Source organism: Leptospira hartskeerlii, assembly GCF_002811475.1.
GTDB lineage: Bacteria > Spirochaetota > Leptospiria > Leptospirales > Leptospiraceae > Leptospira_B > Leptospira_B hartskeerlii.
In genome coordinates this window covers 450,544-474,721 of the sequence record NZ_NPDL01000004.1, presented here as the reverse complement: position 1 = coordinate 474,721, position 24,178 = coordinate 450,544, and the positions used below count along the sequence as shown (strand labels likewise).

The window sequence follows — 24,178 nt, the reverse complement described above, 5'->3', positions numbered from 1 at the left end:
GGAAAAATGTTTCCGTGCTCGGACTTTCCTACCGGAATCAAATCTAATAAGAAAGGAGGATGGAATGTCAGAACAGAAAGATCTGGAATATGCAATTTTAGGTGGAGGATGCTTTTGGTGTGTTGAAGCCATCTACCAATTGGTAGATGGTGTAGAATCCATTGTCTCCGGTTATGCAGGAGGGCATGATCCTGCACCAAATTATAGATCAATTTGCACCGGGCTCACAGGTCATGCAGAAGTAATCAGAGTTGGATTTGATCCTAGTAAGATCTCCTACAAAAACATTTTAGAAATTTTTTGGGAAGCACACGACCCAACTACCAGGAACAAACAAGGCAATGATGAAGGGCCTCAGTATAGAAGTATCATCTTATACGAAAACCAAACTCAGAAAGAGATCGCAGAAGCTTCTAGAACGGAAGCTGGACCTAAATTTGCTTCGCCGATCGTAACAGAGATAGTTGCCTTGGAGAAATTTTTCCCGGCGGAGAATTATCACCAAAACTATTTCAGACTAAATCCGGAACAGCCTTACTGTCATTACGTGATCCGTCCTAAGATAGAAAAATTTCTGAAAAAGAAAACTCACTGAGGTAAGATCACTAAGAATGCAGTTCCTTTAGAAGAAGTTTCGAATGCGATAGATCCACCGTGGTTTTCCACGATACGTTTTACAATGTCTAATCCTAATCCGGAACCTTCCCCAGGAGCTTTGGTTGTGAAGAATGGTTCGAAAATTCTCTCTTGGATCGATTCCGGAATACCTGGTCCGTTATCCGAAATTTTAATGCAGATATGATTTCCTTCGAAGTCATGTACATTTATTTTTAGAATTCCTTTGAATCCCATCGCTTGCGCTGCATTATAGATCAAGTTGGTCCACACATGTAATAGATCGTCTGAATATCCTTGGATGATCGGAATTCCGGCTTCATATTCTTTTATGATCTCTATTCCGGACTTCAATTGATTTTGATAAATTGTTAGAACTGTATCGATACTTTCTCTGATATCGACCGGAGCTTTCGGTCCGCCATTGCTGAAATGAGAGAAATTTTTAAGTGCGTATACAATCTTAGAAGTCCTGTCTACGGACATATCCACCAATTTGGAACTTCTGCTTGCTTGGATCTCATCCAAAGCATATTGGATCACTTGTTGTATTTTTTCTCCGACGAATAGTTTCGGAAAATCTTCCAGAGCTGCTTCTAGTCCGGCCTCTATTAAACCCTCTGCTATATTTCTGGCTTCCGAAATTCGAAGTTCCCTCAATCTAGATTCTAAAATTTTAGTTTTAGCTCGCACTTCTTTCGGAGGGATAATTTCTTGGTAAGCCCTTCCTTTTTTTAATAAAGTCTGGAATTCGATCTTAGCATCGTTGCCAAGATTTTCCAAAACGGAAGCAGCTTCCTGCATTCTATCTAAGACGCGATCAAAATGGTTTTTGACCGATTCGTTCGCTGCTCGGATCACCCCGATAGGATTATTGATCTCATGTGCAATCCCTGCAACCAACTGTCCTAACGAAGCCATCTTTTCGGAAAGTATGAGTTGATTTTGGGTTTTTTGAAGATATTCAAGTGTAGATTCTAATTCCGCTTTTTGTTTTGCGATCAATTCATTCTGAGCCGAGATTTCATTATTCAAGACCCTTAATTCTTCCGCTTCTTTTTTGGAAGAAATATCTTTTGCCATATTGATCATACGGGTTTCTCCGTCTATGGTCGTGAATCTGGTGGAAAATTCCACCCGGATAAGGCGCCCATCTTTGGCTTGGAATGTTATTTCTTCGTTATATAAAAATCCGTCCCTCTTGATCTTTTCCTTAAAATAATCTCTTTCGTCGGAACTCAACCATATGCCCAGCTCCACGCTAGTACGGCCGATCGCTTCTTCTCGAGTGAAACCAAGTAACTCGGTAAAACCGTCGTTGATATCCACATATTTTCCATCATCGAAATTAGAGATAGAAGTAGCATAAGGACTTAATTTGAATACTTTGGAGAATAATTCCTGACTGGCTTTTATCTCCTCGCCGGCAATATGTTTTTCAGTAATATCTTGGCCGGTCCCATAACCCATTATGGAATCCTTATATTTACCTTTGGCTAAAATATATCTGGTTTTGCCATCATCTCCCTTGGCTCTAAAAATAAATTCCGTAGAATAAGAAGGATCACTAAAATTTTTTGCTCCTTCTGCGAGAATAGCAGGTATTCTTTCCTTATCTTCTCCTTCTACATATCGTTCCAAAAATTGATCCATCGACATCGTCATAGATCCTTTTGCGGTTTTATTCCCCAACATGATCAGGTATTCTTTGGATAAGGTTAATTCCTTAGTTTCCAAATTAAGAGTGATCGCGCCTAACTTGGCATCGATCTGGGCCCTGGATAATTCTTCTCGTATTTTAGATAATCCTGATAAACCGAATTTCATCAGTATCCAGGACATAAAAAAGCCCACGGAATTTCCAATAAATACGGACCATTCCCCCGAAGGATAATTTGGAGCCGCTATCATTCCCTTTGATTTTAAGTAAATACTTAAGAGCCCTGTCAAAAAAGAGAGAAGTGCATAGAATAGTGCACCAACTTGTCCCAAGATCAAAGAAGCGAGCACTATAATGATCATAAATTGAGAGAACGATGTGGCATAAACTCCACCTTCTCTCATAGATACGATACAAAGGGCCAACCATTGTAAGAAGATCATGATATTTGCGCCTAGTTTTACCCTTCCCGATTTGGCAAGAAGGTGGCACAGGATCACTGCAGTTGGAATGATATAGAAAGAATAATAAGCGTTCTTAGGTTTTTCAGAAATGAGCGGATGAATGATCCGATATAATACTGCGACCGCGAAGGTGACATACATTAGACCATAAAGAAGTTTGATCGAAACGTCTTTTTCAGGATCGGCGGATAATGGAGGATAAATCAATCTTTTAAGACGTCGTAGAATCATTCTTGATGCCGTGGACTTTCAAATAAGAATTTCTTAGGCGAGATTGAAAAGCGGGATTTAAAAAAACTTTTGCAAATCTGCGGACAAATGTGTAAATGAGAACCATGAACTTACTGAGAATTTTATTCCCTTCTCCCTTTAAGATCCATAGACTCGTGGAAGTTCTAAGTATCGTTTTATTCTTAGTTTTTTCCGGACTATGTCTGTATGAGTTCGGAACGTTATCTATGTCTATTCTCCAGGAGTCTCCCTGGATTTTCTTATCCGAACTTGCAGCTCTCTTATTCTTAGCTTATATTACTGCGGACTTTTTTTCCGGCTTTGTTCATTTTTTAGGAGATAGTTTTGGGAACGAATTCACACCTTATATAGGACCGGCTTTTATTTTTCCCTTCAGAGATCATCATGTAAACCCTAAAGGGATCACTCGACATGATTTTGTGGAGACTAATGGAAATAATTGTCTAGTCTCTCTCCCCATTCTTCTGTATTGCTTTTTTGCACCTTTAGAGAGCGAGATTTTTCCTTGGGCGAGAACATTTTGGATACTTGTTCTGATCGGGATCTTCTTCACCAATCAGATCCATAAATGGGCCCACCAAGACGAACCGAACAAAGTTATTAAATATATGCAAAAAAAGCGTTGGATACTTTCGCCTGAGCATCATAAAATACATCATACGGCTCCATACGATACGTATTTTTGTATTACCACAGGTTGGTGGAATCCGCTACTTCATAAGATCCGATTCTTTCCAACTGTGAAGAAGTCTGTGAATTCCTTTCTACATCTTCTCCGCATCGGTTAGTACGAACATCGTTCTTTACTTCAAATATAGTTTTGAATTTTCCTTGATTCCATTTCGGCAAAGAGGAGTATCGCGGGTATGCTTCGTTTTCTTTTCGCATTCTCCGTATGCGTACCGCTAATCGTTTCTTGTTCCGCGAATATCGCGCTAAAAGGAGAGATCCTTCACCCTAAGACCTCTGATGGTTGGGACCTGACTCTGGAACATTTTCCTCCTTTGCAAGGAACTGCTAATAAAAAATATCCTGTGATACTCTGTCACGGATTTATAGCGAATCGTATCTATCTTAAGATCAATGAAAAGTCGTCCATAGTAGCACATCTTCAAAAAGAAGGATACGATGTTTGGCTTTTGGAGTTGAGAGGAAAACAAGAAGCAGGATCTCCTTCTTTATTCTGGGGAGATAAAACTTTTGATTATTCCATCGATGATTATATAAAACAAGATGCGGATGCAGCAATCCAATATGTTCTAAAAAACACCGGCAAAGAAAAGGTAAACTGGATCGGTCATAGTATGGGAGGAATGCTCCAATACGCAAGACTAGGAAGCTTAGGTGAGAACAGAGTAGCTAACTTCGTAGCGATCGGTTCTCCTGCGATCATGGATCCTCCATCCGATGTTTTAAAATTATGGTCCAGCTTTACATGGGCAATGAATCTCTGGCCTGCAGTTCCGACAGAAACTTGGTCCGGAGTCAGAGGGGGAACAGGACTACCTATCTTTCCTAAAAGAAGTTTCGAAGAAGTATTTTGGCACCAGCCGAACATAGAACCTAAAATTATATCCGGGATTTTTACCGACTCCATCGCAACAGTTTCCAAACGAGAAGCAAGACAGATGGATAAGATCGTGGAGACAGGACAATTTCGTTCCGAAGACGGAAAGCTCATTTATTCACAAGCTTTCGGAAATATCAAGATCCCCGTACTATTAGTTGCAGGCAGAAGAGACAAGTTAGGATTCACATACTCTCTCAGATACGTATATGACCAGTTAGGTTCTACAGACAAAACCTTATTCGTACTTTCTAAAGGAAAAGGTTTTTCAGAAGATTACGGTCATACTGACTTAGTCGTAGGGAAGAAGGCGGATGACGAAGTGTTTCCAACAATCATCCATTGGTTAAACAAAAGAAATTAATTTCGGATCATAAAATGAAATTCAAAAATAAAATCATATTCTTCTTATTTTCCATTTTTCTGTTTTTTTCCTGCACTCGATATGCGGTGATCACGGAAGAAACTTTCAAAAATCAGACCGCAAATATAGCGTCTAACGTATATCTCACCAACTTTCTAAAACACAGTTCGGATTATCCACCTGTTCTACTTTTGGATCCAATCCTTGTGAATAAAAAGTCTTTGTATCTCGGAGATTATAACGGACTTATTGGAGTGCTAAGCGGAAATGGATTCTCCGTTTTCCTTTTGCATTTCGAAGTATATCCTGGATTAGATCTGAAGGAAGTGGGAGAAAAGTTGATTCCCCAAGCGGTCTCTCAGGTACAGGGCTTAAGCAATCGTAAGGATTATATTTTAGGCGGAGTCTCAGTCGGCGGCCAGGCAATTCTTCATTTTATCCGATCCAAAAAAGATCCCGCAATCTCTAAGGTTTTCTTTTTGGGAACCGGAATGGATTATAAATACAACGATAGTTTCATAGATGATATGAAAAAAGAGAAACGATTCGGAACTGACCTTTCCAATTCTTGTAAGAATAAGGATAGTTTCTGTTCTAGATTTATTTCTTTGGACGAAGACAATCCTACAACTTTATATCTTTACCAAACATTATGGAATTATCTTCCTTCGCTAGAAGAAAATCCTAAAGTTTGGGCGGACTTCGAGTTAATGGATTTTCCTACTCTATTTGTGGCAGGCAAGTTAGACAATATTGCAACTTCCGAATCCATTCATCCAGTTTATCGCAGAAAAAGAGGATTCACTCAGTTCTTCGAAGCAGGACGGGATAATGGCGGAAAAATTGACTACGATCACCTTTCTTTATTCGCACACGAGTCTGCACCTTCGGATATTTATCAGAAGATCGCAGATTGGTTAGCTAAAAAGAAGGGAGAATAAAAAAAGATCTACCTTTGGTAATGCGATGTTGGAGTTCCGACATCGCATTACGCCTCTTGTTGGAATTCTAACAAGCCGGTTGATAAGGGTATTGTTCTTATAAATCCAAAGGATTCTTAAATTCTTTCCTAGGCTTAACTGGCGAACAAAGTTGTCTAGTACGATTCCATTCTTTGCTAGAAATTCCTAATTTTCCTTTAGGATATTCTGGATGAGAGATTATGTTCTTCACATATTCAATCCTGTCCTCTGTAGCAGGATGAGAACTTAAAAAATCGGGGATTTTGACTGTATCATCACTAGCCGCATCTTCAGCTTCGCTTTCCCCGGGAATTTCGTATTCTTCTTGGATCCTCTTAAAAAAGGTTAAGAAACCTTCTCCAGTTACATTCGATTTTTTTAATTTTTCTAAAGCGATCTCATCTGCTTCGGATTCGTATTCTCTGGAGAATTTTTGATCGTAAATGGTAACGCTTAAGACCTCGTAAAGAGAATCCATGTTTTCCAACATGTCTACTCCTTCAAAACCGGAACCGATTCCTAAGGATAATAATACAACATTCCCTGCAGAACGTATTTGTCTGCGTACACCATGCCTTTTATGAATATGGGCCATCTCATGAGCCAATACTCCCGCAAGTTCTTCCGGAGTTTCGGTCTTTTTTAATAATTCAGTGAAAACTACTATGGTCCCGCCAGGCATAGCAAATGCGTTAAACACCTCGTCATCTATCACAATAATATCGTAATCAAAAGGATCATCCGCATCCTTCAGTTTTTTGCTGATCTTCTTCATTGTAGATTTTAAAGCAGGAGAAGAACATTCAGAAAAATAATCTCGAACCCATCCGGACATTACCTCTGATTGTTTTTTATCGTAACTGGTTGGAACAAAAAAATACGCGTAAGAAAGCCCTACATTATAAACTGAAAAAGCCAAGAATGCAGTTAGCGCCAATGCGCCTAGCTTAAGAGCAAAATGTGTATTCTGCCAAACATTCAAAAATGGGAATTTATTTTGGGATTTTCTCCCAGCCAGAATAGAATTATAACTTTCCTTTGAATAGAATACTACCACGAAACTATACGCGGGATTTTCCGGATTCCGGATCTCTATTCTAAATTCTCTACCTACAGGATCTAAGTTTAGAATATCAGAATATTGGAAACTAAAGGACTTCTGTTCCGAAAGAAAGACTAATCTGTCTTTCTCAGGAACCAGATCCCCTTCAAAAGGAATAGCGGTTTTTCCATTGTATAGTTTATCTTTCATGTGTATTCTATTGGACTGGAATTAATCGAATATATCTGCCAGTGCTTCCAAAGAACTTTCGAATCCTTCTGCCAATGCGGAAGCTCCTTTGTCAAATTCAGGCTGGATCTGGCTCAGATCCGGTTCCACTTCCAAGGATATCGCTTCGTAGAATAATTTATACCAAATTACTGCAATCCAGGGAAACGCTAAACCAAGAGAGAACAAGATCGCCATATAGGAAAGAATGGTATAAACGAGTATATCTTCTCCCTTTAAATTGGACTTAAATCTGATCCCGTTTACAGTGGTTTGATTCCAAAAATAGTTATAAACATTCGCCTGCCACCAAGATGCATAAAATCCAAGTGTAGGTAAAAGTAGAAGGAAACCTTTCAGATGGATCCAAAATAAAGATCCTCCTGTTCCATCAAACTTAAACCCTGCGTTGCCATAATATGTATTCTCTATCTGAAATCTTTTCAAACGGATCGTGAACCAAGGAGAATAAAATCCTAATGTGATGATCGTAAGTGGAATACCAACTAAGAAAATTTTGACTAGTTCCAGAACCTTTCCCGCAAAATGGAATCTGATATTATTGTAGGATGTCCTACTTAAATGATATCTCAATCTTCCAACGAAAATAAAAGGTCCCAAGATATATAAAAGAAGAAAGATCGGAATTACGTTTGAGAGAGGCTCAAGCTCTGCTGTAAAGACCCACCATTGTAAAGGGAATTTAATTGCGCAGAATAGGATGATTGCAATAGGAGCCGCTTTTAAAAATCCTAAAAATCTTTCCAAACCGGTAGCGTGGAAATCGAATCTTTGTCCTAAAAAACTAGTATGTTGTCTTAAATATCTTTCTACCCTTACTCTTGCCCAAAATGAATAAATACCTAAAGTACTGATCGTAGCTAAAGCATTAAAAAGATATAATTTAAATAGGTCCCATCCGGCCCCGTCAAACTTGGCGCGAGTCGTTGAATTTTCCATTCGATTCTCCTGAAAGAGTTCCCTATTCAAAAATCAGGTGAATACGCCCGATTACAAATAGAGGGTCAGATTAGATCCGAGTTTTCCCATCTGCAAGAAACAAATTTACAAGAGACTTCTTTTTACTTGGATATCGGATCTATTTATTCTATCCCGGACGTTTCCAATCCAGCCTATCCAAGACCTTTTTTATATCTTCCCAGACATCTCTTTTTAAGGGACTATTTTCACCACCATTGCGGATTACGTAGCTTGGATGGTAAGTAGGCATAACAGGGATCCCATGAAAGTCACCCCAATTTCCTCTGAGTTTGGTGATCCCTTCTTTTGTTCTCAGAATGAACCTAGTGGAAGGATTTCCTAAGGTAATAATCACTTTAGGTTGTATAATTGAAATTTGCCTGAGTAAAAAAGGAGAACATGCAACTACTTCGTCGTCTTCAGGAGGTCTGTCTTTTTCGAATTTTAGATCTACAGTTGGTCTACACTTAGTGACATTCGCAATGTAAACCCTGTCTCTCGAAACTCCCATCCCTCTTTCTATAATTCTAGTTAATAATTCTCCTGCTTTTCCTACAAAGGGTCTACCTGTCAGGTCCTCTTGTTTGCCTGGACCTTCTCCTATGAACATCACTTCCGCATTCGGATTCCCTTCTCCGAAAACGGTCTGGGTCCGAGTTGTATTCAATTTGCATCGAACGCAAGGAGCCACTTCTCTTGCGAGGATCTCCAACTCTTGTTCTTTCGAAGTTTCACTCATACCAGCTCTTATCGATAAAGAGAACCCGTTATCCTGCAACCAATTTCCAAAAAAGTGACTGGAAGAATTTGGATATGTTCTCTATTTTAGATACATGCACGGGCATCATCATTCTCACGATGATCATCATGGACACTCTCATTCCCATTCGGGAGATCCTCATTCTAGTTCTATGCCTGAAAATTCACGCGCATTCTTTTTCGCATTTCTTTTAAACTTTGGATTTGCAGGGATCGAATTTGTAGGGGGATATTTTTTTAATAGTTTGGCAATTCTTTCCGATTCTCTCCATGATCTGGGAGACAGCGGATTTTTGGCTCTTGCTTGGATCTTCCAAAAGATCGCAGCAAAACCAAGAACCCAAACTTTCACATTCGGTTATAGAAGACTTAGTCTTTCCGCTGCATTAGTAAATTCTTTTGTTCTATTTTTAGGTTCATTCGGGATCTTATTCTTTGCTATTTCGAAATTAAAAGAGCCAGGTTCTCCTAATGGTTGGGGAATGTTAGGCCTCTCTATATTAGGTGTGATCGTAAACGGAGCGGCATTATTCAAATTAAAGAATAGTTCCGGTCTGAATGCAAAGACTGCATTCCTTCATCTTTTGGAAGATGTGCTCGGATGGGTCGCGGTATTCTTCGGTAGTATTGCTTTGATCTTATTCGGATGGTCTTGGGTAGATCCGATTCTTTCCATCGCTATCTCTCTTTGGGTTGGGATCCAATCCTTCCGCAATTTAAGAAAGATACTTCTTTTACATCTTCAATCTTCTCCCGAAGGGATAGATACGAAAGAATTAGAAAATCGGATCTTGAAATTGAAAGGTGTCCGTTCAGTTCATGATCTTCATCTTTGGTCCATGGATGGAGATTATCATGTTCTAACTCTTCATGTGGGCGTTCAGGAAACTTCTATCGCGGGGGCTCAGAAGTTAAAGGAGAAGATCCGCAATATCACAAAAGAATTCCATATCCTGCATGCAACTGTAGAAGTAGAACCCGCAGGTGCAGAATGTCCTTATCAGGAATGCTGAAATCTCGAATGTAGGAGTTCCAACAACGCGATTACTCATCTACAGCAATTTCAATGCGACATAATCCTGCGTGCGCAGTGGCAGCCCAGCGCAAGCGGACCTACTATACTTGACAGTGGGGAAACGACCCGGATTTTGGTTGGTATGAACCAAAAAACAGCTAAACTTCTCAAAAAATACGCGGAAGCAAAAGGTATTAACGAGAAACAGATCAAACGTGAGTGGCTGGTATTAAACGAATTTCAGAAGGACCAGAAAAAACAGGAAATCCTGAAAGAACTGGTTAAAAAGTAATCTCTACTTCACCTTCTTAAGGCCGACTTCATGAAGTCGGTCCGCGTATTTCCGGATCGGTTCTCCGAAACCGGACTTTCATTTTTCAGAATCAACCATTCGTCCAACATCTAAATGGAAGAAATAGAACTTACCAAAGAATTTCGTTTCGATGCCGCTCACTTCTTGCCGAACGTTCCGGAAGGTCATAAGTGCAGAAGGATGCACGGGCATAGCTTTCGTTTCAAATTACATCTGAAAGGAAAGGTGGACGAAAAAACAGGTTGGTTGATGGACTTCGCAGAAGTCAGCAAGGTTGTGAAACCTTTACTCGAAAATTATCTGGATCATTATCTTCTAAACGATATAGAAGGACTAGAAAATCCAACCAGCGAAAATATCAGCATCTGGTTATGGAAAAAACTCAAACCTCAACTTTCTCTTTTATACAAGATCACTTTAAACGAAACCTGCACTAGCGCATGCGTTTATAACGGACCTTCTGAGAAATAAAAGATGAGTCCCTCTTCCAAGTCGAACGGCGTTCGAACGAAATCTCATTCTAAAAATCCTCAAGCAGTAGTTTTGTTCTCAGGCGGATTGGATTCTACCACTTGTTTGTACCAAGCAATCCAAGACGGTTATTCTCCTATCGCGCTTTCTTTCGATTATAATCAAAAGCATAAACAAGAACTGAAATCCGCCAAAAAGATCACAAAACTTTTGGAAGTACCTCATTTGATCCAAAAATTGAACCCTGAATTTTTCCAAGGTTCTTCTCTTACCGAAAGGAAGATCAAGGTGCCTAAAAATTCTTTGGGGCATTCTGAAATCCCAAACACTTATGTTCCTGGAAGGAATATTTTGTTTTTATCTTTCGGAGTTTCTTTGGCAGAAGGGATCGGAGCCAAAAGACTCTATATTGGCGTGAATGCTTTGGATTACTCCGGTTATCCGGATTGTAGACCTGAATTTATTAAAGCATATGCAGATGCAATCCGTCTAGGAACTAAAACAGGATCGGAAGGTCATCCTCTTGAGATCTGCACACCATTGCAGTTCTTAGATAAAAAAGAGATCGTATTATTAGGCTCTAAACTAGGTGTTCCGTTTTCTATGACTCATTCTTGCTATGATCCCGTCGGAGGCAAACCCTGCGGAAAATGCGACTCCTGCTTGCTTCGAAAAAAGGGTTTTCAGGAAGCAGGCGTCCCGGAAAAGTGAACGAACAGATTTTAAGGCATCGGTTTTGAGGAATTTTCCCCTGCCGCCGTCCATAGGAAGCTAATATGGAACAGTTCGTAAGCTACCTGACGATATTTTTAATCGCAGTGTTCGTAGGAATCGAGGTCATCAATCGTATTCCTCCTCTTTTACATACCCCTCTTATGTCAGGCTCTAACGCCATTTCAGGGATCACAGTCATCGGAGCGATATTAACTCTTCATACTACCAATCATTGGATTATTCAAGTATTAGGATTTATCGCGATCGTTGCAGCAACCGTCAACGTGATCGGAGGGTTCGTAGTAACTCACCGCATGTTGGGAATGTTCAAGAAAAAGGATTAAAACATAAATGGAAAAAGCGTATATCAACCTCATTTATCTAGTTTCAAGTATCCTTTTTATCGTTGGATTAAAGCTACTTTCTCATCCTAAAACTGCAGTAAAAGGAAACTTCACCGGAGCATTCGGTATGTTCCTCGCGGTTGTAGGAGTATTCTTCGAATACGGAACAATCACCCAAAGCGATATCATCATTATCGGTGCTGCACTCCTAGTCGGAACTGCAATCGGAACTTTTATCGCTCTTAAAGTAGAAATGACTGGAATGCCTCAGCTCGTGGCACTTCTGAACGGACTCGGAGGACTTGCTTCCTTCTTAGTTGGTGGAAACTCCTTAATGGAAATCCTACAACCAGGTCATGACACCAAGCAGCTTGCAGAGCTTCAGTTCACAATTTCCACTGCTGCAACCGGAATTATCGGAGCAGTGACTCTTACAGGAAGTTTGATCGCTTTCGGAAAACTACAAGGTTTGATCTCTGAAAAAGCGGTTCGTTACTTCGGAGATCAGATCGTAAAAGTTCTATTTTTGATCGGTGCGCTTTACTTAGGTTATTTGAACGTAACCGAACCTACTAAGATCGAGTGGTACTGGTACATCGTTCTCGTGGCGTCTATCCTAGGAGTTCTATTAGTAATTCCGATCGGTGGCGCGGATATGCCTGTGGTAATCGCTCTTCTTAACTCTTATTCCGGACTCGCTGCTTCCGCTACTGGATTCGTTTTAGGAAACAATGTTCTTATTATCTCCGGATCTCTTGTAGGAGCTTCCGGTATCCTTCTTACTCAGATCATGTGTAAGGCAATGAACCGTTCTCTTCCAAACGTTCTTTTCGGAGGAATTGGAGCGGCGCCTACTTCCGCAGATTCCGGAGATATATATACCGGAAAAACAAAAGCTACTTCTGCAGAAGAAGTGGCAATGTTATTGGATATGGCACAAAGAGTGGTGATCGTTCCTGGTTACGGAATGGCAGTTGCTCAAGCGCAGCATGCGGTTCGCGAACTTTACAACCAACTTACCGATAGAAATATCGAAGTTGAATTTGCGATCCACCCGGTTGCAGGAAGGATGCCTGGTCACATGAACGTTCTATTAGCAGAAGCTGATATTCCTTACGACAAAATGAAAGAAATGGACGAGATCAATCCTACTTTCAACACTGTAGACGTAGTAATCATCAACGGTGCAAACGACGTGGTAAACCCTCTGGCAAAAACAGATCCAGGTTCTCCAATCGCTGGAATGCCGATCTTAGATGTGGACAAAGCAAAAACCATTATCGTGATCAAACGTTCCTTGAGTCCGGGATTTGCTGGAGTTCCTAACCCACTCTTCATCCAAGAAAACTGTTTAATGTATTTCCAAGATGGTAAAAAAGCCACCCAAGAAATCGTAACTGCACTTAAGGATACCTAAGAAGAATTTTCCGAAAAAATACGGAAATGATCCTTGCAAAAGGGAGGCTATGCCTCCCTTTTTTTATATTCGATCCAAAACTTAGAAGAGAGGCATTCCATTGGCAGAACAAAAGGACTATAGCCACGAAGTAAAACTTCATAGATATGGATTCGTTCGTTATTTATTGATCATAATAGGAACTATATCCTTAATTTTGGGAATTATCGGGATTTTTACACCGGTTTTGCCTACTACACCATTCTTACTTTTAACCGCAGCTTGTTACGCAAGAGCTTCTCAGAAATTCTATAATTGGCTGATGAATAATAAATATTTCGGAAGTTTTATCAGAGATTGGAGGATCCATAAGGCGATCCCACTTAAAGCAAAGATCATCTCCGTTTCTACAATCGTGATCACTATGACTATCAGTGCGATATTCGCTCCGATCATCTATGTTCGGATTGGAATGGCAATAATTGGTATATGTGTAATTTTTTATATTCTTCGCTTTCCCACTAAAAAGGAAGAAATAGCGGAATAATCAGTTATTATATGGAGAACGAGAAGGAAGCATATGATACACTTTCGGATCGTTCTCTCGAAGCAGTTCCGCAGTATCCAAAGCTTCTTGGATCTTTATTTTTTTTTCTGGCTCTTCTAACATCCAAGAAGCTACAAAAGACTCTAATCTTCTGTAATCCTTGATATACACCAAAGATCTGAGATAGTTTACCCTATCTTCTTCCGAGAGGATCTTAGAACCTGAAATTATAGAATAAATATTTGCGGAAGCCCTGTAATTCGAAGTATGAAAGTAAGCATGGGCCAAAAATCTTTTTTCGTTAAAAGGAAGATCAGGGAACTGATTATAAAGTTTGATCGCCTTACGGAAATTTTTATCTATATCCATTGCAAGTCTTGCGTAGATATAAGCAAATTCTCTGTGAACAAAACCTTCTTTTGCAAATTCCTTACACTGAGCCAAAGCATCCGCTTTATTTCCCAAAAGAAAATTCACTTTTAGCAAAATCAACTTTAAGTTTCTGTAATTAGGTTTGAGTTCTATTCCCTTCTCCGCTTCCGCTTTTGCCTTTAAATATTGCCCTGTTTCGAAATAAGCCAGAGCCATATTCAATCTGTAAAAAGGGTTATAATTCGCGAGCTCAACTGCTTTCTGAAAATATGAAACTGAAGATTCCCATTTATTTCTTCTTACAAAGATCATTCCGAGAAGATAATAGGATGGATCGTGACTTGGATTGATCTCCACCGCTTTCAAAAGCGCTTTTTTGGATTGTGGATATCTTCCTATAACGTACAAATATGCTCCGCTTAGATAATGATATTCCAAACAATCCGGATCCAACTTTTTCAAACGTTCTATATTCGCCTGCGCACGAGCTAAAGCATTGGATCTTAATAGATTGATTGTCTCCGTATTTAAAGCTAAGATCTGATATTTTTTTCTAGAAACTTCGCTTTGGTCTGTAGGTTGAGGAGGAAGAGGCAATTCCCCCTCGGGAGAAGGGGCAATTATGGATTGGCTTTCGTCGGAAGTTTCGGTTTCTTTAGATCCTAGGCCAACTCCGAGTAGAAGTATCGAACCTAGAAGTAACGCAGAAATATTCTTCCGACAAAAGATCATTCGGGAGCGGGACCTAACTTTTTATAAACTTCGGTGTTGTTCAGGTCAGGATTCAAAAGTTCTAGAGTTTCCTTATTCGCTTTTTTCACAATATAACGAATATCGAATCCTAGATTCAAAAATCTAAATATAAGCTCAGGCTCTCTGGATTTGGTTTCTTTTTCATAAAACTCATATTCTATTCTACGTTGGTTTTCAGGATCTTCCGGATTTTCGTAGATCGCAAGTCCAGGTCTGAAGATAGAAAGTTTAGGAGCCTTGCCTGGCTCAGAATTTTTGCACTGTCCGTCTGCTGTACAAACGGAAGTTCTTTCCCATATACCTAAGATTCTCTCCTGTAGTGGAGGTTGACAGCTTATGAGTAAGAATAAGACCGCTAAGGAAAAAAGAATTTTTTTCATGGAAGCCAAGCTATACCGCGTGGTAAAGATGTCCAGGGAATTCCCAAGGCCTATAACCTAGGGACACAGATGTAAATTGAGAACCGAGCTGCGATTTTAGATCGTTTGAAAGTATTCGTCGATCTTAAGAACTTCGAAAGTTTTCATTAAATCAGGATGTATATCTCTTATATCGATCGCTATCCCTTCTAACTTGGCGTTTTTGCAAAACCAAACCAGAGAACTGATGGAAATGGAATTCATCACAGGAATTTTACTCAGGTCCAAGACGATTTTAGCCGGTTTTTTGGCAATCGCGTCCATCAACTGGTTTCGAAATGCGTAATAGTCGTTAAAAAGGGCAGTCAGCTCCGGCTTGATCTCGATAATCTCCGAATTTTCACCCATTTTCAATTTGAGTCCTTTTTTGGCCTTTTCTTAGAAATTTTCGGCCAGATTTCTTTTTTTATCTTCGGGAATTTTGAAATTCAACCGAAATTTTATACGGGAGAGCTTTATGTTCCAAAAAACACATTTCATGAAGACTCAGGACTTGTTAGAGAGAGGATTGAACGCCGCCTCTATGAAAAGGAAAGTCCTCGCAGACAATATCGCAAACGCGGATGTTCCCCATTTTAAAAGAAGCGAAGTACTTTTCGAATCCATGATCAAAAGAGCCCTGGAATCCGAGAAGATAGAAGCTTCTAAAGCGATCCCAACTAGGATCGAAGACGAGCGCCATATTTCCTTTTTTACTCCATTAGATTATAAATCCGTACAGCCTAAGGCAAATATAGATTATCTGACCACAGTCAGAGCCGATGGAAATAACGTAGATCCCGAGAAAGAAGTAATGGAAGCTTCCAATTCTCAAATGCAATACATGATGATGGTCGAAAGAATGAATGCGAACTTCCGCGATTTGAAGAACGTAATGAGGTTGGCTTAATCTCAATAGAGACATAGCTAAGGTTTAGAGGAAGAAGATGGGACTATTTAGCGCAGTTAATATCTCCGCCACCGGACTTTCCGCACAAAGACTCCGTATGGATGTGATCGGGAACAATATCGCGAACGCGACTACTACTAGAAATACAAACGGTGACGGCCCTTTTCGTAGAGACAGAGTGATCCTGACTCCTGTAAATCTTAGAACCAAATGGAAAAGCCCTGTTTATCCTTTTGGCCTTTCTCCTGGAGAAGGTAAAGGTGTGAAAGTCATGAAAATCGAAAAGGATATGAGTCCTTTAAGATTAACTTACGATCCTACCCACCCTGACGCGATCCAAATCGGACCTAAAAAAGGCTATGTAGAAATGCCGAACGTAAATATAGTCACCGAAATGACGGACATGATCTCTGCTTCCAGATCTTACGAGGCAAACGTCCAGATGATCAACGGATCTAAGGCGATGTTCAACAAGGCCTTAGAGATCGGAAGAGCTTAATAGGAGAGAAGAATGAACGTAGATTTTAATTCCAAACTTTGGTACACCTATAACTCAGGTTATTCCGATTCTCGTTTTCCTCTTTCTCCTAAGGGAGACAAAGTTTCCGTAAAGATAGATGACCAACGCCATTACGGAGACGTAAAAGAGCCGGTAGCTCCGGACTATGTTGCTGAAAGTTTTTCAGAAGCAATGAGAAATGCATTCAAATCCGTAAACGACCTTCAAGTAGAAGCTGACGAACTCACCCAAAAAATGGTATATGATCCGAACAGTGTAGATGCTCATGAAGTGATGGTAGCTTCCGAAAAAGCAAGAGTTGCACTTACATTCACTAAAACTCTAGCAGATGGAGTTGTAAGGGCTTACAGAGATCTTACTTCCATGAGATAAAAAAAAGGCGGGCTTAGCCCGCCTTCTCTTCTTCGTGCTTCCGGCAAATCTTAAGGTTTGATCTTCTTGATCAATTTCAGATCCGCTTTGCCGAACACTGCAATTTCAGTTTTTCCGGAACCTTCTTCCTTACCGGTAACGTAAATTTTTTCACCGAAGAAGGTTACGTTGGAGTTCGGGCTGATCTCTTCTTCGCTTCCGGCAGTTTTCTTTAAAGTTTTGTCGTAACGGCTTAAGTAATATTTTCCGTTTCTTTCTTCAAAGGCATAGATCTCTTCTCCCTTGATGATCATCGGAGAACGCCAGAATACAGAATCCGCAGACCAAACTGCAGGCTTTAATGTTTCTTGATCGATCAGTATAAGTTTGTGAGCGGCAGAGTGATCGGACTCATAACCTACTACGAGTGCTTTTCCATCCACTACTTCAAATGTGCGTCCACAGATCTTATTAAAGTCACCTTTGAAGATTACATCATCGTTGGTTGGATCTAATGCATTTAGCTCATTGCTATAATGTCCGTCTGAAGTGTACTTTAAGGTTTTGAGGAATAGAATTTTTCCTCCGACAACGTTCTTGTCGAATTCTTCTTTTTTCTTCTGTTCTTCTTTAACTGTTTCCAGTTCCTTTTTGGTTTCTTTCAGCTCTTGTTTGAGTTCTTCTTTGGATTTATTGTCGTCGGACTTAGCTTCGGATTTCTTAGAGTCTCCGGAAGAGGAACTTTTGGAATCGGAAGAAGATGAGGAAGATTTAGAATCCGATTTACGAGATTCTTCTTTTTTAGAGATCTCCTTCTCTTTCTCCTTTAATTGTTGTTCTTCTTTTTTGGCCTTTTGTTGTTCTTGCTGGGCCTGTTTACGCTCTTCTTGTTTTTGAGTGATCTTTTGTTTATTTTTAACAGGATCTTTGTTCAGTTCCTGGATCTCTCTTTCAGCATTCCTTTCTTTGTTGGAAGCATCTTCTTGTTTTTTGCGATTCTCTTCTTTTTTGTCCTGGAGTTTACGTTTTTCTTCTTCGGCCTTCTCGTTTTGAAGGTCGTTCATTCTTTTTTTATCGTCTTGGCCTTCTTTCTTTTTGTCCAGGTCCTTATTGACTTCTTTCTCTAGCTCGTCTGTATCCAGATCTTTTCCATCATCGGAAAGAATATTGGTTACGATAGGAATAATGATCTGAGTTTTTCCAGGCCATTCTGTATAACGTCTACCGATACCGATCTTATCGTTCTGTGCGTTTTTTACAACTTCGGTATTGTATTTACGCTTAACGTAATCCGTTGCCTTACGATGGATCGCATTATAATAAAGTATATAGGTCGCTAATGTATCTGAGTTTGCATCCGAATATCCGAAATTTGCTTTAACATATCCGGAAAGTATCCTTTGGATGGAATTGATATGTCCGTAGTCTGCGTCTTTACCGATACTGATCAGATCGGCTCCGAATTTTTTTTCTTTCTCATCCGGAAGAATACGGATCGCAGTGATCCCGTCGGAAGAAGCAGGAGCGCTCGGATTCTTTTTTAATGCTTCAGACAATCCAGCTCCAGTTTTGGCATTACTTCCTTTTGTCTCTTCGTCCGCTCTTGCAGCAGATCTATTGACGAAATTCACTTTTCCGGAAGAACGAACTTCCTTTTCTCCAAGTTTAGGCCCTTCTTGGGCGAAGATCGGAAAGCTAAAACTTCCGAGGAAGATTAGAAATACGGCCAGTCGAATCCGTGACATTATGGAACTCCTTAGAAATACGAAACCCCCAAAGTAGGGAGAGACGAATGGCTATCTTATGATTCTAGATAGGACTCTGCCAAGGATTTTTCCATAGTTCGAGGAAGTGGAAGCAGTAAGAAAGTTGCCTCCCAAGACCTGATTTTTACCCTAACCTCATGAGTAAATTTGAGCGCCGAATCTACAATTTTTGCGCAGGTCCTGCGATGCTTCCCACTCCAGTCATGGAGAAGGCGGCTTCCGAGTTTCTGAACTACCGCGGGTCCGGTATGTCCATTATGGAAGACAGCCATAGAGGAAAACTTTTTGAAGAAGTCCTGGATACCTCCCTTTCCTTGCTCAGAGAATTATTATCTGTTCCGGAAAATTACGAAATTATGTTTCTTTCCGGAGGAGCTAGCCTCCACTTCTCCGCTCTACCCTTAAATCTTCTCAAAGATGGAGAGTCCGCTGACTTTGCGGTCACAGGGATCTGGGCTAAGAAGGCCATGGAAGAAGCACTTAGATTCAATCCAGTCAAAAAAATTTACGATGGAGAAGATCATAAATATACTGAGTCTCCTGAACTGAACGACTCCATGGTAAATCCTGGAGCCGCATATGTGTATATCACTTCTAATAATACTTTATTAGGAACTCGTTATGCAACGATTCCGAATATTACTAAGGCTCCGCTAATCGCGGACATGACTTCTGAAATTCTTTCTAGAAAGATAGATGTGAGTAAATTCGGTGCAATATTTGCGGGAGCACAGAAGAATATAGGACCTTCCGGTTTGAGCGTTCTTATTATCCGCAAGGATCTACTTGGACGTTCCGGTAGAACTGTTCCTATATTGATGGATTATGCACTGACTGCAAAAAACAAATCCATGTATAATACTCCTCCTACATATTCCATTTACATGTCCAAACTTGTATTCGAATGGCTAAAGGACCTGGGTGGAGTAGAGAAGATCGAAAAGATCAATGAAGAAAAGGCCAAAATCCTGTATGATTATTTGGAAACCACTTCCTTCTATAATGCTCCGGTAAAACCGAATTCAAGATCTGTAATGAATGTGGTCTTTACTATTCATGACAAAAATTTAGAATCTAAGTTTTTAGCAGGAGCAGAAGAAAAAGGACTTCATGGATTAGAAGGTCACAGATTGGTCGGTGGATTAAGAGCTTCTATTTATAATTCCATGCCTAAAGAAGGTGTAATCGCCCTTGTAGAATACATGAAGGAATTCGAGAAGAAGGTTTAATTCTTCCGTAAGAATAGAATGAAACACATTCTTCTGATCCTAATATTTTTCTGCGCGGGTATCATTCAGATATCCGCTTCTCCATTATTCTTTCCTACAAAATTGAAGATAGGTCATTGCTTGTCTCAGGGTGGGACTTCCAAAGAATTAAAGGAATTTTATACTTCTAAACTTTCTCCGGAAGAAAGGACCAAGATCGCAGAAAATCTTGCCTTACAAGAGGCAAAATCAGCGTACCAAAGTTTAGAATGTATCCGTATGTCCGGGCTTTCCAAAGAAGAACAAACGACCCTACTCGTAGATCATTCTCACCATAGAGAAACGAAAGAACTTATGTTTTCTTATTACGAAAATTTTTTACTCTCGGACGAAAAGACCATCCGTCTCTCCGCTTACGAAGAGAAAAATTTACGTAGTTTTTTAGAGGCCAAAAAAGAACTTTTGGCAAGACTGCACCAGGCAGAGTACCAATCCCTAACTGAGAAACTTCTTCCCTTGTCCACTTTCCAAAACACCTATATGGCCCTCTTCTTCCAACATTGGGAATTCTACCAGACCGCTCCCGATTTCCTGAGAGAAGGGCTCTTTGATTAAGGATATTTTCCTTATTTTCCGATCCTTGCTGTAAATTGCTTGAATCGGAGAATTCACATAGGTACGGTACCTTTAGATCATGAAAAAAATTGGCATCGCTTCCGATCACGGCGGATTCGAACTCAAAGAATTCCTTCGCAAAGAATTGGCGGACTCGATTGAGATCCTGGACTTAGGCGTAAAGGACGAGACTTCAGTGGATTATCCTTTAGTAATCGCAGACGCCTGCAAAAAAGTACTCTCCAAAGAAGTGGATGGCTTAATCGCACTTTGCGGGACAGGGATCGGAGCTTCTATCGCAGCAAACCGTCATAAGGGGATCAGAGCTGCTCTTTGCCATGACGAGTTCACTGCAGAAATGTCTCGTAGGCATAATAATGCAAACGTACTGGTATTAGGCGGTAGAGTTTTAGGTAAAGAACTTGCAACTCGCATCGCTCAAAAATGGCTCAATACTTCTTTCGAAGCAGGACGTCATGAAAGAAGGGTGGGTCAGTTAGACACCATCGTTTAAGAAACGGAAAATATCTTTTTAAGAATGCGAAACAAGATCCTTTATCCGGTCTATCTCTTAGGTTTGGTCGGTCTTGTTTCCTTTTTCTCCGGCTCTATCTCCGCCGAGTCCAATACATTCTCTCTAAGTGCATTCGTTCTAAAATATGTCCGTTTGGGAAGTACCGAAAACGGAACTTCTAAATTAGAATTAAGCCCCCGCGACCGTAAAGAAGGCTCCGACCTATTTTTAGATTTTGAAGAAAAGGAAGCCTCCGATCTGAATGATAAAGCCGGCGGTTACAGAATATTATCTTCTTCTTATCTTCCTGACCTTGCAAAAGCACATTCCGGAAAGAGGTCGGCAGGCTTTGTAGGTAAAAGATCCGGGATCAAAGTTTCAGGAAGGACAAAAGGAATTCTTACAAGTTCCGATATCAAAGAAGAATTTTATATCTCCTTCTTCTTGTTGCCAGGAAACCTAGACAAAGAAGCAATCTTACTTTCTAAAGATATATATACCAGGGGAAAAAAATTCGGTTGGGACCTCAGGATTAAAGATGAAATCCCAATATTAGAATTTCGTAATTTTTTTCAAAAAACGGACAAAACCCATTTATCATTAAAACTCGCAGGAAATTCCAGACTTTCCAGATCTGATTGGAATCATTTTATCATCCAATTTAAACCTGCCCAAAGAGAGATCGTATTATACATCAACGGAAAGGAAACGGACAGAGCCTCTATTTCTTCCAAAGAACCAATTATTCGCATTGGCTTTCATCCCGAAGACAGCACTCCATTTAAGATCGGGGAAAGTTTTTATGGGTGGTTGGATGATTTTTTGGTCTCCAAAGGAAGTCCAGATCCTGAAGTCTTATCCACTCAATACGATGGACAAAAATACGATCCGTCTTCATTTACTGCAGATGCAAAGTTTGGGACTGCAATTTCTCCGGTATATAAAACCAAATTTTCCAATTCTATACCTGAAGCAGTATTATTAAAAGCGAATATTCCTAAATCCTCTGTATTAGAATTATATTTCAGATCTTCTCCTAAAATTTTTTCCAAAACGGAAGAATATCCAGCTTGGAAATCAATCGATCTCAGAAGGATAGAAGAAGAGTTTAAAGAAGACGATCCTTACAGAGAAACTGAAGAGGAAAATTCTCCCAAAGGAAAATCTTCCAGCTATCGGATCCCGTTAGATAAGGTCTGGGGAAACAAACTCTATAATTTCAAATATTACCAGGTAAAAGTAAAATTTAAGACTGACTCCGGCTCCAAGTCCAGTCCTGAATTAGAAGCATTATCTTTTTCTTATAGAGAAACAATTCCTCCTGTCAAACCTGCCGGTTTAAAAATAGTAAACTTTGACGATTACGATCCCGAAGCACAGGGGCCTCGCGTTTGTTTGAGCTGGACCCAAAACCCGGAAAGAAATGTGCAACAAAAAGGCGGCTATGTCATTCACTACGGAGTCGGTCCGAATCGTATGGTTGGAATCTTAAAAGGCACCAGCAAAGAATTAGCAAAGGGAAAAATGCCTGTCCTAAGCACCAAGGGAAAGACCAAACATCCAATGAGCGAGTATCTGGATCCGATCTTGGGTGATGATTCCACTTGTCCTAAACGGAATGATATGAGCGGCCCTAAACTTTGCCAATGTATAGACAATCGACTCATTTCTTTGAACGCAGAAAAACCGGAAGAAAATGACGACGAAGACGAAAGTCCAAAATCCAAAAAGAAAAAGCCAAAACCTCGTAAAGACCCTTACGACAAAAAACTTTTATTCTTCCAAAAAGGACTAACGTATTATTTCAAAGTTGCTGCTTATAATGCAGTATACGATCCGGAGAATGGACCGGACCAACTCAGTCCTCTAAGCGACTCCGTCGAGGTCTATTTCCTGAGCGAGTAAGATCTTCACTAGATTCTGCTCTTTCCATTTTGGATCCGTGCATAAAATCCCATCCAAATCAGCCAAAGAAGCCGTTGCGATCTCTAACCATTCTTTCCATTCCAAATTTTTAGAGGAAGAAAGTCGTATCGCAAGAGAAATCTCTTCCTTTCTAATAGGAAGAAAATCCAAAAATAAATTTTTGGCTTGGGTCCAAATGATCTCTCTCGTTAAGGGATCAGATTCTTTTGCAAGAATTGAATCCAAACTAGGAAGAGCCAAAACAAAAATATGATTTTTTTTGGTAAGTGATTCGATCGCATTCGATACTGAACGCCGAGAAGAGGAATTTCCAAGCACCAATTCCCTAAAACATTCGGAAGATACTAATAATTTCAAACTTTCGCTTCCGGATAAATTTTGGATAATTCTCTCAAAGCTTCTAACCTTTGATAAGAATCCGATTTAAAAACTTCGTTCCTAAAACAGGACCGAAGCAACTCTGAAGCGGAAAGGTCTCTCTTTTCCGCTTCGGTCCTTAACAATTCGAATTCTTCCTCAGTGAGGAGCATCTGAAATCTTCTTTCGACACGGGCCATTACTCCTCTTCTTTCAGTTCCTTTTCGTTTTTCAAGTAGGTTCCGTAATAAATTTGAGAATCTAGTATCTGGCCTAGGCTTTCGTAAATGGCTGCGATATTATAATTTGCCTGATTCAAACGAAAATCATGTTTAAAAGACTTCTTAAATAGCTGAATGGCCCGATCTTCCCTACCAGCATACCATTCTGACATTGCCCATAAAAAGGTCCACTTTCCTAAATCAGGATCTCTTGGACTTACCTTTCCTAAATAGCCCACATTCTCCTCAAAAAGACCTGCCGCTCTCAGATAATTATCCCGAATTTTTCGGACCTTCTCCATTCTAGAGAACACATCTTCAGAATGACCTGGCAATTCTAAATCAGCTCTCCAAAAAAGTGCTCGGGCCAAATAGAGTTTATAGATCAACTCGTTCGGATTTTTTTTAACGTATTCTTCTAAGAATGGAAGACTCTCCGCTTCTTTTCCACTTTGGTGAAGAAGTAAAACTTTTTGTTTTGCTGCCTTATTCCATTCTCTTCTATTTTCTTCTTGAGCATAAGAAGAAGGTAAACTTGCACAAAACAAAATGATACAACAGAGAGCGCGCATT

General features: G+C 40.0%; 29 protein-coding genes. 18 read left to right on the top strand and 11 right to left on the bottom strand.

All coding sequences use genetic code 11. The features are described from left to right. The first annotated feature begins 64 nt into the window (after positions 1-64). A complete protein-coding gene (gene msrA, locus CH352_RS09920) occupies positions 65-595 on the top strand; it encodes a peptide-methionine (S)-S-oxide reductase MsrA (protein WP_100705122.1) in 531 nt (176 codons plus the stop codon). Here the strand turns inward: msrA and CH352_RS09915 are convergent. After that, positions 589-2,970, bottom strand: coding sequence for a sensor histidine kinase (locus CH352_RS09915; protein ID WP_100705121.1), 2,382 nt, complete (start codon positions 2,968-2,970; stop codon positions 589-591). The two genes, msrA and CH352_RS09915, sit on opposite strands and share 7 nt — an antisense overlap. 95 nt (positions 2,971-3,065) lie before the next feature. Between CH352_RS09915 and CH352_RS09910 the strand changes: the two genes are divergently transcribed. From CH352_RS09910 to CH352_RS09900, 3 genes are all read left to right on the top strand, one after another. After that, positions 3,066-3,779, top strand: a complete 714-nt coding sequence (locus CH352_RS09910) for a fatty acid desaturase CarF family protein (RefSeq protein ID WP_100705120.1) — start codon at positions 3,066-3,068, stop codon at positions 3,777-3,779. Between the two features lie 78 nt (positions 3,780-3,857). Then, positions 3,858-4,922, top strand: coding sequence for an alpha/beta fold hydrolase (locus CH352_RS09905; protein WP_100705119.1), 1,065 nt, complete (start codon positions 3,858-3,860; stop codon positions 4,920-4,922). A 14-nt stretch (positions 4,923-4,936) separates the two neighbouring features. After that, a complete protein-coding gene (locus tag CH352_RS09900; RefSeq protein ID WP_100705295.1) occupies positions 4,937-5,863 on the top strand; it encodes an alpha/beta hydrolase in 927 nt (308 codons plus the stop codon). A 97-nt stretch (positions 5,864-5,960) separates the two neighbouring features. Here the strand turns inward: CH352_RS09900 and CH352_RS09895 are convergent, their stop codons facing one another. The 3 genes from CH352_RS09895 to CH352_RS09885 form a co-directional block, all read right to left on the bottom strand. Next, on the bottom strand, positions 5,961-7,136 hold the full coding sequence (locus CH352_RS09895; protein WP_100705118.1) for a M48 family metallopeptidase: 1,176 nt from the start codon (positions 7,134-7,136) through the stop codon (positions 5,961-5,963). A 21-nt stretch (positions 7,137-7,157) separates the two neighbouring features. Then, positions 7,158-8,114: a YjgN family protein gene (locus CH352_RS09890; protein WP_100705117.1), complete on the bottom strand. Its 957-nt coding sequence runs from the start codon at positions 8,112-8,114 to the stop codon at positions 7,158-7,160. Positions 8,115-8,262: 148 nt separating this feature from the next. Next, positions 8,263-8,874: a uracil-DNA glycosylase gene (locus tag CH352_RS09885; RefSeq protein ID WP_100705294.1), complete on the bottom strand. Its 612-nt coding sequence runs from the start codon at positions 8,872-8,874 to the stop codon at positions 8,263-8,265. Positions 8,875-8,968: 94 nt separating this feature from the next. On the opposite strand from CH352_RS09885, the gene CH352_RS09880 reads away from it, so the two are divergent. From CH352_RS09880 to CH352_RS09855, 7 genes are all read left to right on the top strand, one after another. Next, a complete protein-coding gene (locus CH352_RS09880) occupies positions 8,969-9,907 on the top strand; it encodes a cation diffusion facilitator family transporter (RefSeq protein ID WP_100705116.1) in 939 nt (312 codons plus the stop codon). 144 nt (positions 9,908-10,051) lie between these two features. Continuing rightward, positions 10,052-10,201, top strand: a complete 150-nt coding sequence (locus tag CH352_RS19035; RefSeq protein WP_008594055.1) for a hypothetical protein — start codon at positions 10,052-10,054, stop codon at positions 10,199-10,201. Positions 10,202-10,315: 114 nt separating this feature from the next. Then, positions 10,316-10,693: a 6-carboxytetrahydropterin synthase QueD gene (queD, locus tag CH352_RS09875; protein ID WP_100705115.1), complete on the top strand. Its 378-nt coding sequence runs from the start codon at positions 10,316-10,318 to the stop codon at positions 10,691-10,693. Between the two features lie 3 nt (positions 10,694-10,696). Next, on the top strand, positions 10,697-11,404 hold the full coding sequence (gene queC / locus CH352_RS09870) for a 7-cyano-7-deazaguanine synthase QueC (RefSeq protein WP_100705114.1): 708 nt from the start codon (positions 10,697-10,699) through the stop codon (positions 11,402-11,404). 65 nt (positions 11,405-11,469) lie between these two features. Then, the gene (locus CH352_RS09865; protein WP_008594681.1) at positions 11,470-11,751 is read left to right on the top strand and encodes an NAD(P) transhydrogenase subunit alpha part 2; all 282 of its coding nucleotides are present in this window, start codon (positions 11,470-11,472) and stop codon (positions 11,749-11,751) included. A gap of 7 nt (positions 11,752-11,758) precedes the next feature. Next, entirely contained in the window at positions 11,759-13,168 is a 1,410-nt protein-coding gene (locus CH352_RS09860) for an NAD(P)(+) transhydrogenase (Re/Si-specific) subunit beta (protein WP_100705113.1), read from the top strand. 100 nt (positions 13,169-13,268) lie between these two features. After that, on the top strand, positions 13,269-13,694 hold the full coding sequence (locus CH352_RS09855; protein ID WP_100705112.1) for a YbaN family protein: 426 nt from the start codon (positions 13,269-13,271) through the stop codon (positions 13,692-13,694). Here CH352_RS09855 and CH352_RS09850 read toward each other — a convergent pair whose 3' ends face one another. The 3 genes from CH352_RS09850 to CH352_RS09840 all read right to left on the bottom strand — a co-directional run bounded on the left by CH352_RS09850 (position 13,695) and on the right by CH352_RS09840 (position 15,586). Beyond that, positions 13,695-14,798 (bottom strand): tetratricopeptide repeat protein, encoded by a 1,104-nt coding sequence (locus tag CH352_RS09850; RefSeq protein WP_100705111.1) that lies wholly within the window; start codon positions 14,796-14,798, stop codon positions 13,695-13,697. Continuing rightward, the gene (locus CH352_RS09845; protein WP_243396193.1) at positions 14,795-15,199 is read right to left on the bottom strand and encodes an LIC10301 family lipoprotein; all 405 of its coding nucleotides are present in this window, start codon (positions 15,197-15,199) and stop codon (positions 14,795-14,797) included. Before CH352_RS09845 ends, CH352_RS09850 begins: the two co-directional genes overlap by 4 nt. Positions 15,200-15,295: 96 nt before the next feature. Then, the gene (locus CH352_RS09840; RefSeq protein ID WP_100705109.1) at positions 15,296-15,586 is read right to left on the bottom strand and encodes an STAS domain-containing protein; all 291 of its coding nucleotides are present in this window, start codon (positions 15,584-15,586) and stop codon (positions 15,296-15,298) included. A gap of 109 nt (positions 15,587-15,695) precedes the next feature. Here CH352_RS09840 and flgB point away from each other — a divergent pair, with 109 nt between their 5' ends. The 3 genes from flgB to fliE are packed head-to-tail and all read left to right on the top strand — an operon-like array spanning position 15,696 to position 17,019. Then, positions 15,696-16,127: a flagellar basal body rod protein FlgB gene (gene flgB, locus CH352_RS09835; RefSeq protein WP_100705108.1), complete on the top strand. Its 432-nt coding sequence runs from the start codon at positions 15,696-15,698 to the stop codon at positions 16,125-16,127. Positions 16,128-16,164: 37 nt separating this feature from the next. After that, positions 16,165-16,626, top strand: a complete 462-nt coding sequence (gene flgC / locus CH352_RS09830; protein WP_008594730.1) for a flagellar basal body rod protein FlgC — start codon at positions 16,165-16,167, stop codon at positions 16,624-16,626. A gap of 12 nt (positions 16,627-16,638) precedes the next feature. Continuing rightward, on the top strand, positions 16,639-17,019 hold the full coding sequence (gene fliE, locus CH352_RS09825; protein ID WP_100705107.1) for a flagellar hook-basal body complex protein FliE: 381 nt from the start codon (positions 16,639-16,641) through the stop codon (positions 17,017-17,019). A gap of 50 nt (positions 17,020-17,069) precedes the next feature. Here the strand turns inward: fliE and CH352_RS09820 are convergent, their stop codons facing one another. Continuing rightward, positions 17,070-18,743 (bottom strand): P83/100 family protein, encoded by a 1,674-nt coding sequence (locus CH352_RS09820; protein WP_100705106.1) that lies wholly within the window; start codon positions 18,741-18,743, stop codon positions 17,070-17,072. A 158-nt stretch (positions 18,744-18,901) separates the two neighbouring features. Here CH352_RS09820 and serC point away from each other — a divergent pair, with 158 nt between their 5' ends. The 4 genes from serC to CH352_RS09800 all read left to right on the top strand — a co-directional run bounded on the left by serC (position 18,902) and on the right by CH352_RS09800 (position 23,006). Next, positions 18,902-19,993, top strand: coding sequence for a 3-phosphoserine/phosphohydroxythreonine transaminase (serC, locus tag CH352_RS09815; protein ID WP_100705105.1), 1,092 nt, complete (start codon positions 18,902-18,904; stop codon positions 19,991-19,993). A gap of 18 nt (positions 19,994-20,011) precedes the next feature. Further along, positions 20,012-20,587 carry a hypothetical protein gene (locus CH352_RS09810; protein WP_100705104.1) on the top strand — a complete coding sequence of 192 codons (576 nt, stop codon included), beginning with the start codon at positions 20,012-20,014 and terminating at the stop codon, positions 20,585-20,587. A 79-nt stretch (positions 20,588-20,666) separates the two neighbouring features. Next, positions 20,667-21,101 carry a ribose 5-phosphate isomerase B gene (gene rpiB, locus CH352_RS09805; RefSeq protein ID WP_086447827.1) on the top strand — a complete coding sequence of 145 codons (435 nt, stop codon included), beginning with the start codon at positions 20,667-20,669 and terminating at the stop codon, positions 21,099-21,101. A 24-nt stretch (positions 21,102-21,125) separates the two neighbouring features. After that, positions 21,126-23,006 (top strand): hypothetical protein, encoded by a 1,881-nt coding sequence (locus tag CH352_RS09800; RefSeq protein WP_100705103.1) that lies wholly within the window; start codon positions 21,126-21,128, stop codon positions 23,004-23,006. On the opposite strand, the gene CH352_RS09795 is transcribed toward CH352_RS09800, so the two are convergent. Genes CH352_RS09795 through CH352_RS09785 form a run of 3 tightly spaced genes read right to left on the bottom strand, consistent with a single transcriptional unit; the run spans position 22,968 to position 24,177 of the window. Continuing rightward, positions 22,968-23,384: a hypothetical protein gene (locus CH352_RS09795; protein ID WP_100705102.1), complete on the bottom strand. Its 417-nt coding sequence runs from the start codon at positions 23,382-23,384 to the stop codon at positions 22,968-22,970. The genes CH352_RS09800 and CH352_RS09795 overlap by 39 nt on opposite strands. Next, complete coding sequence (locus tag CH352_RS09790; RefSeq protein WP_036089237.1) at positions 23,381-23,584, bottom strand: hypothetical protein; 204 nt, start codon at positions 23,582-23,584, stop codon at positions 23,381-23,383. The genes CH352_RS09795 and CH352_RS09790 overlap by 4 nt, the downstream gene beginning before the upstream one ends. Next, entirely contained in the window at positions 23,584-24,177 is a 594-nt protein-coding gene (locus CH352_RS09785; protein ID WP_100705101.1) for a tetratricopeptide repeat protein, read from the bottom strand. Before CH352_RS09785 ends, CH352_RS09790 begins: the two co-directional genes overlap by 1 nt. Position 24,178: the final 1 nt, after the last annotated feature.

Excerpts from the sequence above, each read along its gene's own strand:
- msrA (WP_100705122.1), top strand. The coding sequence starts at position 65 with ATGTCAGAACAGAAAGATCTGGAATATGCAATTTTAGGTGGAGGATGC.
- CH352_RS09915 (WP_100705121.1), bottom strand. The coding sequence starts at position 2,970 with ATGATTCTACGACGTCTTAAAAGATTGATTTATCCTCCATTATCCGCC.
- CH352_RS09910 (WP_100705120.1), top strand. The coding sequence starts at position 3,066 with ATGAGAACCATGAACTTACTGAGAATTTTATTCCCTTCTCCCTTTAAG.
- CH352_RS09905 (WP_100705119.1), top strand. The coding sequence starts at position 3,858 with ATGCTTCGTTTTCTTTTCGCATTCTCCGTATGCGTACCGCTAATCGTT.
- CH352_RS09900 (WP_100705295.1), top strand. The coding sequence starts at position 4,937 with ATGAAATTCAAAAATAAAATCATATTCTTCTTATTTTCCATTTTTCTG.
- CH352_RS09895 (WP_100705118.1), bottom strand. The coding sequence starts at position 7,136 with ATGAAAGATAAACTATACAATGGAAAAACCGCTATTCCTTTTGAAGGG.
- CH352_RS09890 (WP_100705117.1), bottom strand. The coding sequence starts at position 8,114 with ATGGAAAATTCAACGACTCGCGCCAAGTTTGACGGGGCCGGATGGGAC.
- CH352_RS09885 (WP_100705294.1), bottom strand. The coding sequence starts at position 8,874 with ATGAGTGAAACTTCGAAAGAACAAGAGTTGGAGATCCTCGCAAGAGAA.
- CH352_RS09880 (WP_100705116.1), top strand. The coding sequence starts at position 8,969 with ATGCACGGGCATCATCATTCTCACGATGATCATCATGGACACTCTCAT.
- CH352_RS19035 (WP_008594055.1), top strand. The coding sequence starts at position 10,052 with ATGAACCAAAAAACAGCTAAACTTCTCAAAAAATACGCGGAAGCAAAA.
- queD (WP_100705115.1), top strand. The coding sequence starts at position 10,316 with ATGGAAGAAATAGAACTTACCAAAGAATTTCGTTTCGATGCCGCTCAC.
- queC (WP_100705114.1), top strand. The coding sequence starts at position 10,697 with ATGAGTCCCTCTTCCAAGTCGAACGGCGTTCGAACGAAATCTCATTCT.
- CH352_RS09865 (WP_008594681.1), top strand. The coding sequence starts at position 11,470 with ATGGAACAGTTCGTAAGCTACCTGACGATATTTTTAATCGCAGTGTTC.
- CH352_RS09860 (WP_100705113.1), top strand. The coding sequence starts at position 11,759 with ATGGAAAAAGCGTATATCAACCTCATTTATCTAGTTTCAAGTATCCTT.
- CH352_RS09850 (WP_100705111.1), bottom strand. The coding sequence starts at position 14,798 with ATGATCTTTTGTCGGAAGAATATTTCTGCGTTACTTCTAGGTTCGATA.
- CH352_RS09845 (WP_243396193.1), bottom strand. The coding sequence starts at position 15,199 with ATGAAAAAAATTCTTTTTTCCTTAGCGGTCTTATTCTTACTCATAAGC.
- CH352_RS09840 (WP_100705109.1), bottom strand. The coding sequence starts at position 15,586 with ATGGGTGAAAATTCGGAGATTATCGAGATCAAGCCGGAGCTGACTGCC.
- flgB (WP_100705108.1), top strand. The coding sequence starts at position 15,696 with ATGTTCCAAAAAACACATTTCATGAAGACTCAGGACTTGTTAGAGAGA.
- flgC (WP_008594730.1), top strand. The coding sequence starts at position 16,165 with ATGGGACTATTTAGCGCAGTTAATATCTCCGCCACCGGACTTTCCGCA.
- fliE (WP_100705107.1), top strand. The coding sequence starts at position 16,639 with ATGAACGTAGATTTTAATTCCAAACTTTGGTACACCTATAACTCAGGT.
- CH352_RS09820 (WP_100705106.1), bottom strand. The coding sequence starts at position 18,743 with ATGTCACGGATTCGACTGGCCGTATTTCTAATCTTCCTCGGAAGTTTT.
- serC (WP_100705105.1), top strand. The coding sequence starts at position 18,902 with ATGAGTAAATTTGAGCGCCGAATCTACAATTTTTGCGCAGGTCCTGCG.
- CH352_RS09810 (WP_100705104.1), top strand. The coding sequence starts at position 20,012 with ATGAAACACATTCTTCTGATCCTAATATTTTTCTGCGCGGGTATCATT.
- rpiB (WP_086447827.1), top strand. The coding sequence starts at position 20,667 with ATGAAAAAAATTGGCATCGCTTCCGATCACGGCGGATTCGAACTCAAA.
- CH352_RS09800 (WP_100705103.1), top strand. The coding sequence starts at position 21,126 with ATGCGAAACAAGATCCTTTATCCGGTCTATCTCTTAGGTTTGGTCGGT.
- CH352_RS09790 (WP_036089237.1), bottom strand. The coding sequence starts at position 23,584 with ATGGCCCGTGTCGAAAGAAGATTTCAGATGCTCCTCACTGAGGAAGAA.
- CH352_RS09785 (WP_100705101.1), bottom strand. The coding sequence starts at position 24,177 with ATGCGCGCTCTCTGTTGTATCATTTTGTTTTGTGCAAGTTTACCTTCT.